At 69.9% G+C, this 14,896-nt stretch carries 15 protein-coding genes and 1 tRNA gene; 10 read left to right on the top strand and 6 right to left on the bottom strand.

Annotation, left to right across the window (positions count from 1 at the left end):
- Positions 1–280: 280 nt before the first annotated feature.
- Positions 281–796, bottom strand: a complete 516-nt coding sequence (locus Plo01_RS08095; protein WP_203889892.1) for a bacterial proteasome activator family protein — start codon at positions 794–796, stop codon at positions 281–283.
- 194 nt (positions 797–990) lie between these two features.
- Positions 991–1,950 (bottom strand): NAD(P)H-quinone oxidoreductase, encoded by a 960-nt coding sequence (locus Plo01_RS08090; RefSeq protein WP_203889891.1) that lies wholly within the window; start codon positions 1,948–1,950, stop codon positions 991–993.
- A gap of 114 nt (positions 1,951–2,064) precedes the next feature.
- Between Plo01_RS08090 and Plo01_RS41215 the strand changes: the two genes are divergently transcribed.
- The 5 genes from Plo01_RS41215 to Plo01_RS08065 all read left to right on the top strand — a co-directional run bounded on the left by Plo01_RS41215 (position 2,065) and on the right by Plo01_RS08065 (position 8,117).
- Complete coding sequence (locus Plo01_RS41215; protein ID WP_307837365.1) at positions 2,065–4,248, top strand: MinD/ParA family ATP-binding protein; 2,184 nt, start codon at positions 2,065–2,067, stop codon at positions 4,246–4,248.
- 110 nt (positions 4,249–4,358) lie between these two features.
- Positions 4,359–4,447: transfer RNA gene (locus tag Plo01_RS08080), tRNA-Ser, on the top strand.
- Positions 4,448–4,639: 192 nt separating this feature from the next.
- A complete protein-coding gene (locus Plo01_RS08075) occupies positions 4,640–4,945 on the top strand; it encodes a hypothetical protein (RefSeq protein ID WP_203889890.1) in 306 nt (101 codons plus the stop codon).
- Between the two features lie 420 nt (positions 4,946–5,365).
- On the top strand, positions 5,366–5,977 hold the full coding sequence (locus Plo01_RS08070; protein ID WP_203889889.1) for a hypothetical protein: 612 nt from the start codon (positions 5,366–5,368) through the stop codon (positions 5,975–5,977).
- Positions 5,978–6,086: 109 nt separating this feature from the next.
- Positions 6,087–8,117 (top strand): hypothetical protein, encoded by a 2,031-nt coding sequence (locus Plo01_RS08065; protein ID WP_203889888.1) that lies wholly within the window; start codon positions 6,087–6,089, stop codon positions 8,115–8,117.
- Here the strand turns inward: Plo01_RS08065 and Plo01_RS08060 are convergent.
- Positions 8,104–8,505: a hypothetical protein gene (locus Plo01_RS08060; RefSeq protein WP_203889887.1), complete on the bottom strand. Its 402-nt coding sequence runs from the start codon at positions 8,503–8,505 to the stop codon at positions 8,104–8,106. The genes Plo01_RS08065 and Plo01_RS08060 overlap by 14 nt on opposite strands.
- A gap of 218 nt (positions 8,506–8,723) precedes the next feature.
- Between Plo01_RS08060 and Plo01_RS08055 the strand changes: the two genes are divergently transcribed.
- Together Plo01_RS08055 and Plo01_RS08050 are read left to right on the top strand one after the other, a co-directional pair.
- Entirely contained in the window at positions 8,724–8,942 is a 219-nt protein-coding gene (locus Plo01_RS08055; RefSeq protein ID WP_203889886.1) for a hypothetical protein, read from the top strand.
- A 133-nt stretch (positions 8,943–9,075) separates the two neighbouring features.
- The gene (locus Plo01_RS08050) at positions 9,076–9,648 is read left to right on the top strand and encodes a hypothetical protein (RefSeq protein ID WP_203889885.1); all 573 of its coding nucleotides are present in this window, start codon (positions 9,076–9,078) and stop codon (positions 9,646–9,648) included.
- A gap of 62 nt (positions 9,649–9,710) precedes the next feature.
- On the opposite strand, the gene Plo01_RS08045 is transcribed toward Plo01_RS08050, so the two are convergent.
- Positions 9,711–10,346 carry a LysE family translocator gene (locus Plo01_RS08045; protein ID WP_203889884.1) on the bottom strand — a complete coding sequence of 212 codons (636 nt, stop codon included), beginning with the start codon at positions 10,344–10,346 and terminating at the stop codon, positions 9,711–9,713.
- A gap of 105 nt (positions 10,347–10,451) precedes the next feature.
- Here Plo01_RS08045 and Plo01_RS08040 point away from each other — a divergent pair, with 105 nt between their 5' ends.
- Positions 10,452–11,066 (top strand): cadmium resistance transporter, encoded by a 615-nt coding sequence (locus Plo01_RS08040; protein WP_239316013.1) that lies wholly within the window; start codon positions 10,452–10,454, stop codon positions 11,064–11,066.
- Positions 11,067–11,157: 91 nt separating this feature from the next.
- Here the strand turns inward: Plo01_RS08040 and Plo01_RS08035 are convergent, their stop codons facing one another.
- Positions 11,158–11,757, bottom strand: coding sequence for a hypothetical protein (locus tag Plo01_RS08035; RefSeq protein ID WP_203889883.1), 600 nt, complete (start codon positions 11,755–11,757; stop codon positions 11,158–11,160).
- Between the two features lie 231 nt (positions 11,758–11,988).
- Between Plo01_RS08035 and Plo01_RS08030 the strand changes: the two genes are divergently transcribed.
- Positions 11,989–13,305 carry a sensor histidine kinase gene (locus tag Plo01_RS08030; RefSeq protein WP_203889882.1) on the top strand — a complete coding sequence of 439 codons (1,317 nt, stop codon included), beginning with the start codon at positions 11,989–11,991 and terminating at the stop codon, positions 13,303–13,305.
- On the top strand, positions 13,302–13,961 hold the full coding sequence (locus Plo01_RS08025) for a response regulator (protein ID WP_203889881.1): 660 nt from the start codon (positions 13,302–13,304) through the stop codon (positions 13,959–13,961). Before Plo01_RS08030 ends, Plo01_RS08025 begins: the two co-directional genes overlap by 4 nt.
- Before the next feature lie 40 nt (positions 13,962–14,001).
- On the opposite strand, the gene Plo01_RS08020 is transcribed toward Plo01_RS08025, so the two are convergent.
- The gene (locus Plo01_RS08020) at positions 14,002–14,886 is read right to left on the bottom strand and encodes a nuclear transport factor 2 family protein (protein ID WP_203889880.1); all 885 of its coding nucleotides are present in this window, start codon (positions 14,884–14,886) and stop codon (positions 14,002–14,004) included.
- Positions 14,887–14,896 lie beyond the last annotated feature (10 nt).

The following is a 14,896-nucleotide window of genomic DNA, read 5'->3' as shown; positions in this document are numbered from 1 at the left end:
TCTTCCGGTCGGAGGGCTCTTCCGGTCGGAGGGCTCTTCCGGTCGGAGGGCTCTTCCGGTCGGAGGGCTCTTCCGGTCGGAGGGCTCTTCCGGGAGACCGGGCCCTTCGGAGGGACTGCGGTCCGGGCCGGGCCCCTGATCTCCGGGCTCCGTGGGCTCCGCGTCGGGGATTCGGGGGCCTTCGGAGATCCGGCGTGGGAACCTTCCGGGACCCGGTGTCAGAGGACTCCGGGGGCCCGGCGCCGGAGTCGTGAGGGACCCGGCGCCCGGCGCCCGGGGATCAGAGGTAGGGCCCGGAGCTGGCCTGCTGGTGACCCTCCTGCGGCTGGAGGGAGACCCCGCCGGGCAGCGCCCTGCGCATGTTCTCCAGCTGGGCGCGGGCGGCCATCTGCTGCGCGAACAGCGTGGTCTGTATCCCGTGGAACAACCCCTCCAGCCAGCCCACCAGCTGCGCGTGGGCCACCCGGAGCTCCGCCTCGCTCGGCGGGGAGCCGTTGTCGTCCTCGGTGAAAGGCAACGACAGACGCTCCAGCTCCTCCACCAGTTCGGGCGCCAAGCCGTCCTCGAGCTCCTTGATGGAGCTCTGGTGGATCTCCTTGAGCCGCTTGCGGCTGGCCTCGTCCAGCGGGGCCGCGCGGACCTCCTCGAGGAGCTGGCGGATCATGCTGCCGATGCGCATCACCTTGGCAGGCTGCTCGACCAGGTCGGTGATCGACCGCTCGTCGTTCTCCTGTTCGGACTGAATGCCCGCAGGGCCCACAACCACGATGTGCGGGGTGCTCTCCTCAGCGTTCATGGCCTCAACCTACTAACTGTTGTCCCATGGCGGGGCGGTCACGGGCCGGGCATGTCTCTTCAGTTTCCGGCCCGGTCGCCGCGAGCGTCCCGGCCACGTTCGCCGGGGGGTTCGCCGGCAGGTTCCCGAGGGGCGCCGGGATACCGGGACATCCGCCGGACGCCGAGAATTCACCGGACACCTCGGGGCGCGTGTCACGCGTTCGTCAGCAGGACCTTTCCGACGTGCTCTCCGGCCTCGACGATCCGGTGCGCCTGAGCCGCGTCGCTCATCGGCACCCGCGTGTGCACCACCGGCCGGATCACCCCCGCGTCCACCAGGGGCCAGACGTCCCGCACCACGCTGCGCACGATGGCGCCCTTCTCGTCGACCGGCCGCGACCGCAGCGTGGTGCCGTACACCGCGGCGCGCTTGACGAGCAGCGCCCCCAGGTCCAGCTCGCCCTTCGTGCCGCCCTGCATCCCGATCACCACGAGCCGCCCGCCCGTCTTGAGGGCCTTGACGTTCCGCGCGAGGTACTTGCCGCCGATGATGTCGAGGATCACGTCGGCCTCGACCCGCTCGGAGAAGTCCTCCGCGCGATAGTCGACTCCCTCGTCCGCGCCGAGCTCCAGGCACCGGGCGACCTTCTCGGGCGAGCCGGCGGTGACGACGACGTGCGAGCCGAACGCCTTGGCGAGCTGGATGGCCATCGTGCCGATCCCGCTGGCGCCGCCGTGGACGAGCAGCGTCTCGCCCTTGCGCAGGCGCGCGGTCATGAACACGTTGGACCAGACCGTGCACGCCACCTCGGGCAGCCCGGCCGCCTCCACCGGGTCCACCCGGTCGGGGACCCGCATGACCTGCTGCCAGGGGACGGCCACCCGCTCGGCGTACCCACCGCCGGCCAGCAACGCGCACACCCGGTCGCCCGGGCTGAACCCCTCGACGTCCGGGCCGACCTCGCCGACGATCCCCGAGCACTCCAGGCCGGGGTACGGCGAGGCGCCCGGGGGCGGCTCGTAGAGGCCCTGCCGCTGGAGCAGGTCGGCCCGGTTGACCGCCGATGCTGTGACGTTGATGATAATTTCGCCCCGTTCGGGACGAGGGTCGGGAACCTCCTGCCAGGAGAGAACCTCGGGCTCGCCGGGCTTTTCGATCACGATGGCGTGCATACGGCTCACGCTATCGGGGAACCCAACTCGGTGGTTGCCAGCATTGGAGAGAACACAGGGCGTTAATCTTCAATGTGTTTGCTGCCCCTTTAGCCCATCCCGAGGGGGAACACGGTGGCACGACACGATCGTGAGGAATCTCTCGAGGAACAGCTCGCCTGGCTCGACGCCATCAAGGAGCAGGAGGAGGCACCGGCTGTCGCGGTGACCGTCGCCGCGGCCGCGGCGGACGACGCCGTCGTTTCGCCGTACCCGCAAGACCCGTGGAGCCTGGTGCCCACGGAGCCCGACACGACCTCCTCGCCGCTGTTCCGCGCGGCTGCGGGCCCGGACCACGACCCCTCGGATTCGTCCGTCGTCGCCGACCCGCCCGCCGAAGGCGCGTCCGCCGCCGAGGACGCCGACGCCGCCGAGTGGGCGGAGGCCGCGGAGGCCGTGAGCTCCTTCACGCTGCCGCCCTCGCCTTCGCCCTCGCCCGAGGACAACGACGGATTCCTGGCCCCGCTCAAGCCCCTGCCCCGTCAGGAGTCCGATTCCGCTTTCGGGTCCGACTCCGGCTTCGGGTCGGGCTTCGGCTCCGACTCCGGCTTCGGGTCGGGCTTCGGCTCCGACTCCGGCTTCGGGTCCGGTGAGACCGGCAACTACACGATGAGCGGCTCCAGCACGACGGAGCGGGAACCGTCCCGCGGCTTGTTCGAGGAGCCGCAGCGGGCCGACGGGCCGTCCGGGTCCTACACGCTCCCCTCGGTCCACTCGTTCCCCCCCGCCCCGGAGAGCCCCGGCTCCACGGGCGCCGAGCCGGGCCCCGCGCGGCCCGTTCCGGAGGGGGCCGGCGCCGAGGCCGAGCGCTTCAGCCGGGGCGACACCGACCCCGGATACGATCTCGACCGCGGTGACGGCGAGTCCGGCCACGGCCGGCTCACCCAGGGCCCCGCGGAAGCGGCGCAGGACCGCGACCGGTTCACGCCGAAGGCCGCCGAGCCGGCCGGGTTCGCCGAGTCCTCCTGGCCCGAGGCCCCGGACTCCTTCCAGAGCTCCGGCTCCTTCCGGGCCCCCGAGTCCTTCGGGACCGACCGGCCGGGCCCCGCGGCGCCGTCCGGGGAGCGCGCCGCACCGGGCGGCCTCGGCTCCGACCCCGCCGACACCGGGGAGACCAGGGCCTTCCCCCGGGAGCGGAGCACGGAGTCCCTGCGCGACCGGCAGGAGGCCTTCGCCGTACGGCAGGCGACGACCTCCTTCGCGACCGGACGGGACACCGCCCGCCATGACACGTCCGACCTGGACGTGCCCGAGCCCGACCTGTACCAGCCCCGCCGCCGGGCCGCCTTCGGCTCCTCCTCCCGGCAGGACACCGTCTCCTCCCGGCCGTCGGCCGACAGCCTGGACCCCGAGTCGTTGCTCCGGGGCCGTCGCAGCGGTCCCTCCAGCGGCTGGCGCAAGCTGATCTACAAGGCGTCGGCCGGACTGATCAAGCCTGGCGAGTCCCCCGAGGTCCGCCGCCGCCACGAGCTCCTGAGCCGGGCGCGCACCCCCGTCGCCACCGGGCACCACCGCGTCGCCGTACTCAGCCTGAAGGGCGGCGTCGGCAAGACCACCACCACGGTGGGCCTCGGCGCGACCCTCGCCCAGATCCGCGGCGACCGCGTGATCGCCGTCGACGCGAACCCCGACCGCGGCACCCTGTCGGACAAGGTCGAGCTGGAGACCTCCGCCACCGTCCGCGACCTGCTGAACGAGCGCGGCCAGATCAAGCGCTACGTCGACATCCGGGCGTTCACCTCCCAGGCCCCGTCCCGCCTGGAGATCCTGGCGTCCGATCGCGACCCCTCGGTGTCCGAGGCGTTCAGCGCCTCCGACTACCAGACGGTGGCCCAGGTCCTGGAGAACTTCTACTCCATCTGCATCACCGACTGCGGCACCGGCCTGCTCCACTCGGCCATGTCCGGCGTCCTCGGCCTGGCCGACCAGCTCGTCCTGGTCAGCTCCCCGTCCGTGGACGGCGCCAGGGCCGCCTCCGCGACCCTGGACTGGCTGGAGGCCCACCACTACGAGGACCTCGTCCGCTCCGCCACGGTGGTGCTGTGCAGCGTTCGGCCCCGGTCGAAGTCCACCATCGACCTCGACAAGCTGGAAGCCCACTTCGCCGCCCGCTGCCGGGCCGTCATCCGGGTCCCCTACGACCCCCACCTCGAAGAGGGCGCCGAGATCGACCTCGACCGCCTCCAGCCCGCCACCCGCGACTCCTACCTCCGCCTGGCAGCCTCGGTGGGCGACGGCTTCGCACCTCCGCACTCCTGAGCCGGTCGGTACGGCGGACGCCTCACGGACGGTTGAGATGAGGCGTCTGCCGTACCGGGGCGTGAGAGACTAAGGTGCAATCTGACGCGTCTCCCGAGACGCGTCGCCCAGGAGAGCTCGCCTAGTGGACGATGGCGGCGGTCTTGAAAACCGCTAGGTCGGGTGACCGGCCTCGTGGGTTCGAATCCCACGCTCTCCGCCGAGCACGCCAAACGGCGCCTGACCAGGGGTTTCCTTGGTCGAGGCGCCGTTGATCGTTTCCAGGACGCACAGCCGTACGCCGCCGTGAGCGGCCCTCGGCCGGTGTTCGCGGGATATATGCGGGATGGATCTTGATGCGTTCTCCCAGGTCGTGCGCGAAAATCCTGCCCTGAGAATCGGGAGGGGAGCCATGGAGCACATGGACTGGGACCGGATACCGGGACCGGACTGGTACCTCCCGGAGGCCGCCCGAGCGGCGATGGAAGCGCTGCTGGACTGGTGGGGATGCTTCCACCCAGAGCCGGGGTTCGAGACCTACGAGGACCCGTCGGCCGGGCCTGTCGGTCTCATCGAGGGAATCATGAGGCGCGTCCGCGACGCCACGGACATGCTGCACCGCGTCGCCGACGACCCGTCCGGGGGCGGAGGACATCGACCCGGTGTGAGGTTGCTGCTGGCCAGGGTCGGTGAGGGCTGGAGCGAGACAGCCGGTTGATGCGGGGGAAACAGAGCCAGAACCGAAACGGGGCAGGTGGTACGGCTTCGCCTTGCTTCGACTGAATTGTCGGGTATGACCATTAGGGTCCCCGCCATGGCGACCTCCGATAATCCCCGCTACCCCTGGGACGACCTTCTCCGAACCGTGAACGACCGGGCTCAGAAGTACTTCGCCGAGTACAGGGCCATTCCGGCCGAACAGCGAGCGGATCCGGACGACGGATTCGGCCGTGCGACCTGCGTCACCGGCTCAACTTCCTGATCAATGCCCGGCTTCGGTTCTCCTTCGGGCAGTGAGGGCTCTCAGCGGACGCATGCTGCACCAGAGGCCCACAACCGCTGTTCAACCGGGTCGCCGATCCCCGAAGGCCCGATAACCCGCATGCTCAAGCTCGTGACCTGATGTCACACTGTCGCGGTGTCCCGAACCGACCTCAGTGAGATCGAGTACTTCCGTCACATCGAGCACCTGGCGCGCGCCATCGTCGACGCTGCAGGCGGTGAAGGATGGCTCACCCTCACCGGCGTCTCCGGTGAGACCACCCCCCTCCAGCGAGCAGTGATCGAAACAGCCCGTCACCTCCGTCACTACCACTTCGACGGAGACGGCTGCCTCGATGGGGAGCTTCCGCCGATGAAACTCGCCGGGGTCGTCATCCTCCGACCGCATGCCGTCCCCGTCGACATGCAGGAGAGCTACACCGAGATCTGCGCCCGCCTGGACATCGAAGCCCGGCCCGAAGGGTGGGCGATCTGGAACACCTGGGCCGGAGACGGTCAGCCCATCTCGATCGTCCTGGTCGACGCCGGCGGCACCGAAGGACTGCTCATGAACTGGGCACGCGGCATCGAGGTCTACCCGGTCACCCCGCTGCCGGCTCAAGTGGTCCTGACCCGGCAGGGATGGCTCACCCCCATGACCCTGTCCCCGGCCAGCGCCCGGAGGCTGGGGGCGACTCGGCCCACCGGCCGAACGCTCCCAGTGAACCCTGGCTCCTCCGGCGGGAGCACTCCATCGGAGGCTGGATGAGCGGCGGATCGGTGCTGCCGTACGGTCTGGGACGCGATGTTCATCGACTGGCCGGTGACCTGCTCGTGAACCCTCGCATCCCGTGTCCGTGTGACGGATGATGGACGGCATGGCAGAGACGCCCTCTGTGCCGCCGGGGACCGGACCGCTCGCACCGGAGTTCTCCGGGATCGACCCGGCGCTGATGAACGGCTTCATCGGCGAGCTGGAACGGGCCGGGCAGGTGATCGCCGAACAGGCCGAGAACATCCGCCGGGAACTGACGGCCGCCGGCCTGCCCGCCGCAGGACTCGCCCCCGTCCGGGAGATCGGCGGCTGGGCCGAGCAGCAGCTGCCCCGGCTGCGGCAGCGGGTGGCGACCATCACCGCGCCCATGCCCGGGATACGGGGGATGGGCGACACGGGCTTGCGGCCTTACCGGGAGGCGTCGCTGCTGGCTCCCGCCGAAGCCCGGCGCCAGGGCGCCGACCTGGGCAGGCGGTTCGCCGCCATCGACCCCGACGAGTTCCGTTTCGCCGGGCCGTACGCCTCCGACAAGATCAACGGAGTGCTCAAGGAGTTGAAGGCGCACCAGTACGACGTCGTCTTCACCGCCGCGTTCTTCGCCGCTCTCGGCCCGGGCGGGATTCGCCGGGTGACCGCCGCTCTGAGGCGTCTGCCCGAGGCCGAACGCCCTGATGCGCTCCGTGTGGCCGGTACGGCCTTCGCCTCCGCGGTCAGCGGTGGAGCGGAGATCTCCGGCTTCGCCGCGGTGGTGAAGGCCGCGGAGAAGACGAGACCTGAGGACGCCGAGGACATGGAGGCGCTCGCGACCCTGCTGAGTCATGGGGACTATCCGGACGTGTGGCTGGCCGGAATCGCCGCACCCGCGCTGAGCCCCGGCAGTCGCATCAGCGGTTCGGCTCTGGTGGGGCTGCTCAACGCACTGGGGAACAATCCCGCCGCCGCCCGCCTCGCGATCGGCTCGGCGGCCCGGTTCGGCCCCGGCCCGGTCCCTCCCACCCTTGCCCTGCCCTTCGGCAGCTTGCCCCGCTCACCGGAGAAGTGGGACGGCAGGCCTGAGCTGGCTGAGTTCCTCAAAGGGCTCAACGAGCGGGCGAGGATGTCACCGGAGGTCGCCGGTGCCTTCGGGCGGCTCCTGGCCGCGGCTTCCGGGGCCTACGACGAGCAGGACGGCAAGCACGGCCATGAGTCGGCTTTCTTCGCCTACACCGTGATGACCACGGCAGATGAGTGGCCGCTGCGCGACGAGACCCGGATCCACCTGGCGGAGATCGCGGGTTCGTACGCCACGGAGATCACCCTGGGGGCGAACCTCAGCGATGTCGACGTGGCCGAGGACAGCGCCATGCAGAGAGCTCCCGGCCTGTTCGAGTGGGCACCGCCCCCGGGACTGCGCGGTGCCTTCCGGCTGAGCCCCGAAGACACCTTCCGCTTCATGACCACCTTCGCTGGAACCCCGGATACCCGCAGTCCTTTCGACGACGGCATGGACAAGCTTCTCCATCGCATGCTTCCGCATGCCGCTGAGATGGCGAAAAGTAGTGGAGATGTCACCGCGCTGGACAACTTGTTCGCAGCCTTGGGGAACGTACGAGGCTTCGAGTTGGCTGCTGCCGTGAGAGTTCTCAAGCCCAAGGACGATGGCGTCGAGGACGCCGAAGACGCTGAGAGCTTCCTCGTGGGCGGAGCCCTGGGAGTTCTTGGACTGATCAGTCCCTTCTCCGCCATCCCTAGGACTTGGACCGCGCTCTCCACCGGAGTCTCTGCGTACTACACCTATGGGCGCGATTCGAAGATGCAAGTGGAAGAGATCCAGAAGCTGGACGGGGCGGAAACCTTGGCTCGCCAGTATGAAGCAGCTCGGCTTCTCATGACGCAGGGGTTCTCTCCTAAGGTGGACCCGTCGGGCTCTATCGTCGGTTCAGACGGCGCGCTTCGTCCTTTCAGTGAGATTGCCAAGCAGGGGAAAGCAGGGCTGCAAGCCCTTGATCAGTGGTTCGTCGACAACGGCATGGGCAAAGGGGATAAGTTCGCGTTCGGGCAGTTGAGTCGTCGCGAGGCGCAGTACTTCGAAGGCGCGAAGCAGCCTGCCTTCGAGAGAGCCCGTCTCTATACGGACAAGCTCATGACCGATTGAGACATTCGGTCTCCCCTCGGACTATGTACTGTCCGTCCGTCGATGAGTCCATGTGAAGCAAGGTCTTCATTGCTTCACTAGTAACACTGAATTTTTCATCACCCGGTCCGGTCATTTTGTAGTCGGCGAAACCGCTTAATGCGCCAAGCATTTGGGTGTTGAGCATTCTGGGATTCGTCTGTCCAGCGATGTCTAGGCCGGTGGCGGCGAAGGTGCGTTTGGCCTTGCCGTCGGCGCAGGGAATGTCCTTGCCTCCCGGGTCGGTGACCTGGACATTCTGGGCGCTGACCTCGTCGAGAAGCTGCAGAATATGCGTCTTGAGAGTCGCGCCTGCCTCTGCCGCCGTCGGTTCCCTCTCGCCGCAGGCGGTTACGGCCAGAGTGGTCACCAGGAGCACCGTACCGAGCCGTACGGGAAGACTTCGGTTGGAACGGGGCATTGGATATCCTCCAAAGAGCTGGCCGTCTGAGCGCACCATCTCATATCGTCCGGGAGACCGCGCAAGCCGTTCCAAGGAGAAAGGGGAAGCCTTTGGCCCCCGAACCAGTGGATATGGCCCCCAATCCCCGCAGAGAGGAATTGGCGCGGGCGCTGGCGAAGGTGCGTATGCACGCGGCGCAGCTGGAGGCGGCGCTGGATCCGGCGCATGCGGCGTTCACCGGCAGGGCGGTCTGGACGGGCCCGGCGGCACGGGAGTTCGGCGAGGAGCTGACCGGGCGCAGGGCGCGGCTCCGGGTGCTCACCCAGCGGATCGTCGAAGAGCTGGAGAACGAGCTGCGGGCCGCGCCCGAGCGGGTGGCCCGGTCTTCCTCGGCCGTGAGGTGAAACCACCGGGCACGCTCGCCATGCCGCCGTCCTCGCCCTTGGAGGTCGCTCTCACTCCGAGGTCGCTCTCACTCCGAGGGCGTTCTCACTCCGAGGGTGTTCTCACTCCCGAGGGCTGCGTAGGGTGTTCAGCGTGGTTGCCTCGCCCGTCGTCGACTCCCCCGCTGTGGCGTCCAGGAATGGTTGGCGGTCGTTGGCCTTCGCCGGTCCGGTGGCCGCCGGTTCACTGCTGACGGTGCTCGCGGCGGCGAGCCCCGGCGGGGACATCTCGCTGACCATCGCGGCCGTCTCCGCATGGCTGGTGTCGCTGTGCACGTGGGTGGCGCTCCTGGCGAGTCACCGCCATCGGCGCAGCTGGTGGGTCTGTCTCCTGCCGCTTGCCGGAGCGGCGGTTTTCGCCCTGGTCGGTTCGGGGATCCCGCTGCGCGTCGCTTTCGCGGTTTCCGAGCCCGCCCTGACGGAGTACGCGGCCTCTCTGCCGGAAAGGGAGAGGTGGAGCTTCCGTGAGGAACGGGTCGGCGTGTTCTCCATCGACCGGGCCCGACGCTGGCAAGGGATCGCGCAGCTCGGGGTGGGTGGCTCCGGAGGGACGCTGAAACCGTGCAGATTCGCTCATGTGCCAGGCGGACGCCTGCACGATATCCAGGAGTCCCAGGTCACTCACCTGACCGGTGACTGGTACTTGACCTGTACTGATTTCGACTGATCCACCCACGATCACGTCTTCGGCTGATTCATCGACGGTCGATCAGACAATCGATCATCCGCTCACTGCTGCTGCGTCGCCAGCCGCAGGCCGAAACCGATCACGATGACGCCGGTGAGCCGGTCCATGCCGCGCTTGACGGACGGCCTCTGCAACCAGCCGCGCACCAGACCGGTGAACCCGATGAGCAGGGCGCTCCACAGCAGCCCTTCGCAGACGTGGACACCGGCCAGCAGGACGCCCATCACGGCGTGGGGCACGTCGTCCGGCATGAACTGGGGAAGCGCCGCGACGTAGAAGGCGCCCATCTTCGGGTTGAGCAGATTGGTCAGCAGACCTCGGCGGAAGGCGGGCCACCATCGTCCGTCGCCGGGCTGCTCCACCGGCGTCGCCTCGCTCGCGGCGCCCTTGCGGCTGTGCCACACCATCTGGCCGCCCATCCACAGGAGGTAGGCGACACCGGCCCAGCGCAGCACCTCATAGGCGAGCTGGGAAGCCGAGAGAAGAGCGGCCAGGCCGGCAGCTGTCAGGAGTCCCCAGAGAAGCGTTCCCGCCTGGATGCCGAGAACCACCGCCCAGGCCGACCTTCTGCTGGAGAGCAGGGAGGTGCGGAGGATCAGTGCCGTGTCCAGACCGGGGGTGAGGGTGAGCAGGCCCACGACGATGGCGAATGACGCTATCGATCCATAAATATCCACGAAGTGCCACCGTACTCCAGCTGGTCTGAACTGCGCTTTGGAGTTTAGGTTCCGAACGGGGGTCATCCATGCGGCGTGTATCGGACGGGCCTAATCTGACCGGCCATGGACAATCTGCTCGCGACGGCCGGTACGGCCGCGGCCGTCTTCGCCGGGACCAATGTCGACGACATCATCGTCCTGACCGTCCTGTTCCTGTCATCCCGAGCTAGGGGGAAGCCGCGCCCCTGGCAGATCGTCACCGGTCAGTACGCGGGGATCGCCGCCCTGGTCGCGCTCTCGGCCGTCGCGGCGCTCGGCCTCACCGTCGTCCCCGACGAGTGGGTCGGTCTGCTCGGCCTGCTCCCCCTCGGGCTCGGCCTGTGGGGCCTGGCCGGGGTCGTTCGCGCCGGTGGGACGGAGGAGGGGGAGTCTCCGGCGGTCGCGACCGGGCTGCTGTCGGTGGCCGGGGTCACCGTCGCCAACGGCGCGGACAACATCTCCGTCTACACCCCGGTGTTCCGCACCGTCGGCCTGCCCGCCACCCTGGTCACCGTGGCGGTCTTCGCGGTCCTGACCGCGGTCTGGTGCGCGGCCGGGGCGTGGCTCGGCTCGCATCCGAAGGTCATCGCGGCCGTCGAGCGGTTCGGGCACCGGCTCGTGCCCGCCGTCTTCATCGTGCTCGGGTGCGTCATCGTCCTCGAATCCGGAGTCGTCGGCCGTCTCCTCGATCTTCTGTGACCGGCCCGGCCGGGCGGCTCCACTCCCGGGCCGCCTCTGGCCCCGCCTCCCCGCCTCCCCGCGCCACACGTCACACGTCACACGTCACACGTCACGCGCGGACGGGAGCGGAGGCGGGAGCGGTGACGGGCACGGGAGCGGCGGCCTGGCGGGCCAGGGGGATGAAGGAGACGAGCAGGCAGACGGCGCCCAGCGGGATCAGGTCCTTGTCGATGAACGGCAGGAGCGAGTAGGCCAGGACCAGGGCGGGAACCCACGCCTTGACGCGGCCGAGGAGCGCGAGCCGGACGGCGAGGGCGAGCTGTCCGACGCAGAACAGGGCCGGGCCGGCAACGTAGACCACGGGAGAGACGCCGGGGACGGACTGGACCCGGTCGAACAGGACGCCCATGGCGGCGTGATCGGCGGCCATGAATCCGACCACGATGTCGATGGTGAACTGCGCGAGGAAGGCGGCCCCTCCGGCGAGGCCGGTCACGGCGCTCACCGTGGCGATGGTGTCCCTGCCCGCCATCCGGCGCATCTGCCAGAAAATCGGGACGAACAGCACTAGTGCCGCGATGAAGGCCAGATGGCCGGTGGTCCAGGCCGGGCCCGGTCCGCGGCTGCCGTCGAGGCCGTCGATGATGCGGATCACTCCGTAGGCCAGGACGAGCAGGGGCGCGGCGATGAAGGGAACACGGGGGTTCATGAGGACTCCCAGGGGCGGTGCGCATCGATGCGCGGGTCGATGGATCAACGGATCAGCGGAACACCTCGATTCTTGAAGTCGCGTCCCCGGGGCGCATCGCCGACGCGAGGGGTCCCGTTCATCCCTCTCACGAGGGAGACGGCGGGACGCGGCCGTCCGCGATACTCGGGTGCCATGGGCCTTTCTCCCCCCGTCGCATGGATACGGGCGCTTTCTCCTCCCATCACGCGGATGCGGGCGTCTTATCACCTCATCGCGCGGATACAGGTGCTCTCTCCGCTCATCGGGCGGGTGCGGACGCTTCCTCCCCTCGCGCTGGACGTGGCCCTGACCGTCGCGGTGCTCGCCGCCCAGTCGGTGCCGTTCCTGTACGAGGCGCGCCGCCTCAGCGACGAGCCGTGGACGGTGGCCCACTACCTTCCCGTCCTCGCCTCCGCGCTGCCCCTGCTGGCACGCCGCCGCTACCCGTTCGCGGCGCTGGTCCTGACCCTCCTGGCCGCGGGCGCCTACTCCCTCAACGATCCGGACAACCCCTCCCAGCCCATCTGGTACGGCATGCTCGTCGCCATCTACACCGTGGCCGACCGGTCATCCCTGGGACGGGGGATCGCCGCGACCGCCATCGTCACCGTCGGCTCCCTGTTCGTCGTGGGATCGGTGCCCACGTTCGTGCGCGGGATGGTGACCTGGATCGCCGCCTACGCGATCGGCCGGGCCGTGGCGATGCACCGCGCCTACGCGGCGGCACTGGAGGAGCGGGCCGTGCAGCTGGAGCGCGAGCGCGAGATCGAGACCGAGCGCGCGGCGGAACGCGAGCGCGCCAGGATCGCCCGGGACATGCACGACATCCTCGCCCACGCGGTGAGCATCATGGTCGTCCAGGCCGAGGCCGGCCCGCTGGCCGTACGGACGAACCCGGAGCGCGCGGAGGCCGCCTTCGACGCGATCGGCTCCGCGGGCCGGGAGGCGATGGCGCAGCTGCGGCGCATGCTCGGCCTGCTCAAGGAGACCGAGGGGCCGAGAGACCCGCAGCCGACCCTCGACCGGATCCCCGATCTGGTCGGCCGGGTCGGGCGAAGCGGCCCCCGGGTGGCGCTGACCGTCACCGGCGTCCCGGCTGACCTGCCCGCCGACGCCGGAGTGGCGGCCTACCGGATCGTCCAGGAGTCGCTCACCAATATCGTCAAGCACGCCGACGCCACCGCGGCGGAGGTGCGCCTCGACTGGAAGGACGACGCCCTGGTGATCACCGTCACCGACGACGGCTCCGGCCCCGCGCCCACGGACCGGCTCCGCGACCCCGCCTCGCCCGGTCGCGCATTCGCGGATCGGTCCCGGGACCCGGTCTTCTCCGGCGGTCATGGGCTGATCGGCATCCGTGAGCGCGCCGCGGCCTGCGGCGGCACGGCCTCGTTCGGCCCGGCGCCGGGCGCGCGCGGCTTCCAGGTGTCGGTACGGCTCCCGCTCCCCACTCCCGCCGGGACGTCCGTACGGCCCCGGCCCACACAACCCACACAACCCGCACAACCCGCCGGGGTGACGCGATGACGGTCAGCGTGGTGGTCGCCGACGACCAGGAACTGGTGCGCAGCGGCTTTGCGATGATCATCGACGCCCAGTCCGATCTGACGGTCGTCGCCGAGGCCGGTGACGGGGCCGAGGCGGTCGAGGCCGTCCGGCTGCACCGGCCGGACGTGCTTCTCCTCGACATCCGGATGCCGCGCATGGACGGCATCGAGGCCGCCCGGACGGTGTGCGCGGAGACCGACACCAAAGTCATCATGCTCACCACGTTCGACCAGGACGACTACGTCTACGACGCGCTCTACGCCGGGGCGAGCGGGTTCCTGCTGAAGGACGTCCGCCGGGACGACCTGGTCCACGCCGTCCGGGTCGTGGCGGCCGGGGACTCCCTGCTGGCTCCGGCGGTGACCCGGCGGCTGATCGACGACATGGTGCGCAGGCGGCCCCTGCCGGCCCCGGCCCCCGTGGGACTGGACGTGCTCACCCAGCGCGAGCGCGAGACGCTGGTCCTGCTGGGCCGCGGCCTGTCCAACGCGGAGATCGCCGTGGAGCTGGTGGTCAGCGAGCACACCGTCAAGACGCACGTGAGCAACGTGCTGATGAAGCTGGACCTGCGCGACCGGGTGCAGGCGGTGATCGCCGCCTACGAGTCCGGCCTCCTCCAGCCGGGCACGCGCTGATCACCGCCGGCCGGGCCGTCCCCGGCCGGGCCCCGGGCTCTCACTTGGGCGGCGGAGTCGCGGTGGGCGACGTGGGGGCGGCGGGCGGCGCGGTCGTCCGCGGTGGCTGGGTGGCGCCGGGCGGCGTGGTCGTCCCGGGCGGTTGGGTCGCTCCCGGTGGCTGGGTCGCTCCCGGTGGCTGGGTCGCTCCCGGCGGTTGGGTGGCGCCGGGCGGCGTGGTGACCCCGGGAGGCTGAGTCACGCCGGGAGGCAGCGTCACGCCCGGCGGGAGAGTCATGCCGGGTGGCAGGGTCACCCCCGGTGGCAGCGTCACGCCTGGCGGCAGGGTCAGGCCGGGCGACGGGGAGGTCCCGGCCGTGCCGCAGGTCCCGGCGGACCGGCGGAGCTGGACGATCTGATCGACGGATTTGGTCCGGTACTCCTGCTCCTCCTGCGGGGGCAGGACGTACCGCCACTCGCCGTTCTCGAAGAGGAAGTCGTAGTCGTACGCGGTCGGGTCGCCGGCTCGGGTGGCCGTCACCAGGGCGGAATCACCGGTGACCGTGATGTTCGTGATCGTGAACCCCATGTCGGGGATGATCTGCGGGCAGAGCTGGAACAGCCGCACGTACTCCTCGCGGCTGATCGTCTCCTGGGCGGGTGCGCTCCACAGGTCCCAGAACTCTCCCGAGGCCCCGGTCGCGTAGGCGTCGAACGCCGTCTGGGCGGCCCGCCGCACCGCCTCCTCCGACCGCTCCTCGTCGGGGCCTTCGGCGATCGACCCGTTCGACGGGGGGACGTATTTCCCGGAGGGCGGGTTCAGCACCATCATCACGGCCATGACCGTCCCGATGAGCAGGCCGACGACCATGATGATGATCACGGCCAGCCCTCGACCCGTCTCACCCCTCGGTGGCTGGCCGTACTGCGGCGGCGGGTAGCCCACGTTCGATCTC

The organism is Planobispora longispora, from assembly GCF_016863135.1.
Classification (GTDB): domain Bacteria; phylum Actinomycetota; class Actinomycetes; order Streptosporangiales; family Streptosporangiaceae; genus Planobispora; species Planobispora longispora.
This window is presented reverse-complemented; position numbering and strand designations above follow the sequence as displayed.

Excerpts from the sequence above, each read along its gene's own strand:
- Plo01_RS08035 (WP_203889883.1), bottom strand. The coding sequence starts at position 11,757 with ATGAACCCCCGTGTTCCCTTCATCGCCGCGCCCCTGCTCGTCCTGGCC.
- Plo01_RS08075 (WP_203889890.1), top strand. The coding sequence starts at position 4,640 with ATGGAGCACATGGACTGGGACCGGATACCGGGACCGGACTGGTACCTC.
- Plo01_RS08030 (WP_203889882.1), top strand. The coding sequence starts at position 11,989 with ATGCGGGCGTCTTATCACCTCATCGCGCGGATACAGGTGCTCTCTCCG.
- Plo01_RS08025 (WP_203889881.1), top strand. The coding sequence starts at position 13,302 with ATGACGGTCAGCGTGGTGGTCGCCGACGACCAGGAACTGGTGCGCAGC.
- Plo01_RS08065 (WP_203889888.1), top strand. The coding sequence starts at position 6,087 with ATGGCAGAGACGCCCTCTGTGCCGCCGGGGACCGGACCGCTCGCACCG.
- Plo01_RS08090 (WP_203889891.1), bottom strand. The coding sequence starts at position 1,950 with ATGCACGCCATCGTGATCGAAAAGCCCGGCGAGCCCGAGGTTCTCTCC.
- Plo01_RS08095 (WP_203889892.1), bottom strand. The coding sequence starts at position 796 with ATGAACGCTGAGGAGAGCACCCCGCACATCGTGGTTGTGGGCCCTGCG.
- Plo01_RS08040 (WP_239316013.1), top strand. The coding sequence starts at position 10,452 with ATGGACAATCTGCTCGCGACGGCCGGTACGGCCGCGGCCGTCTTCGCC.
- Plo01_RS08055 (WP_203889886.1), top strand. The coding sequence starts at position 8,724 with ATGCACGCGGCGCAGCTGGAGGCGGCGCTGGATCCGGCGCATGCGGCG.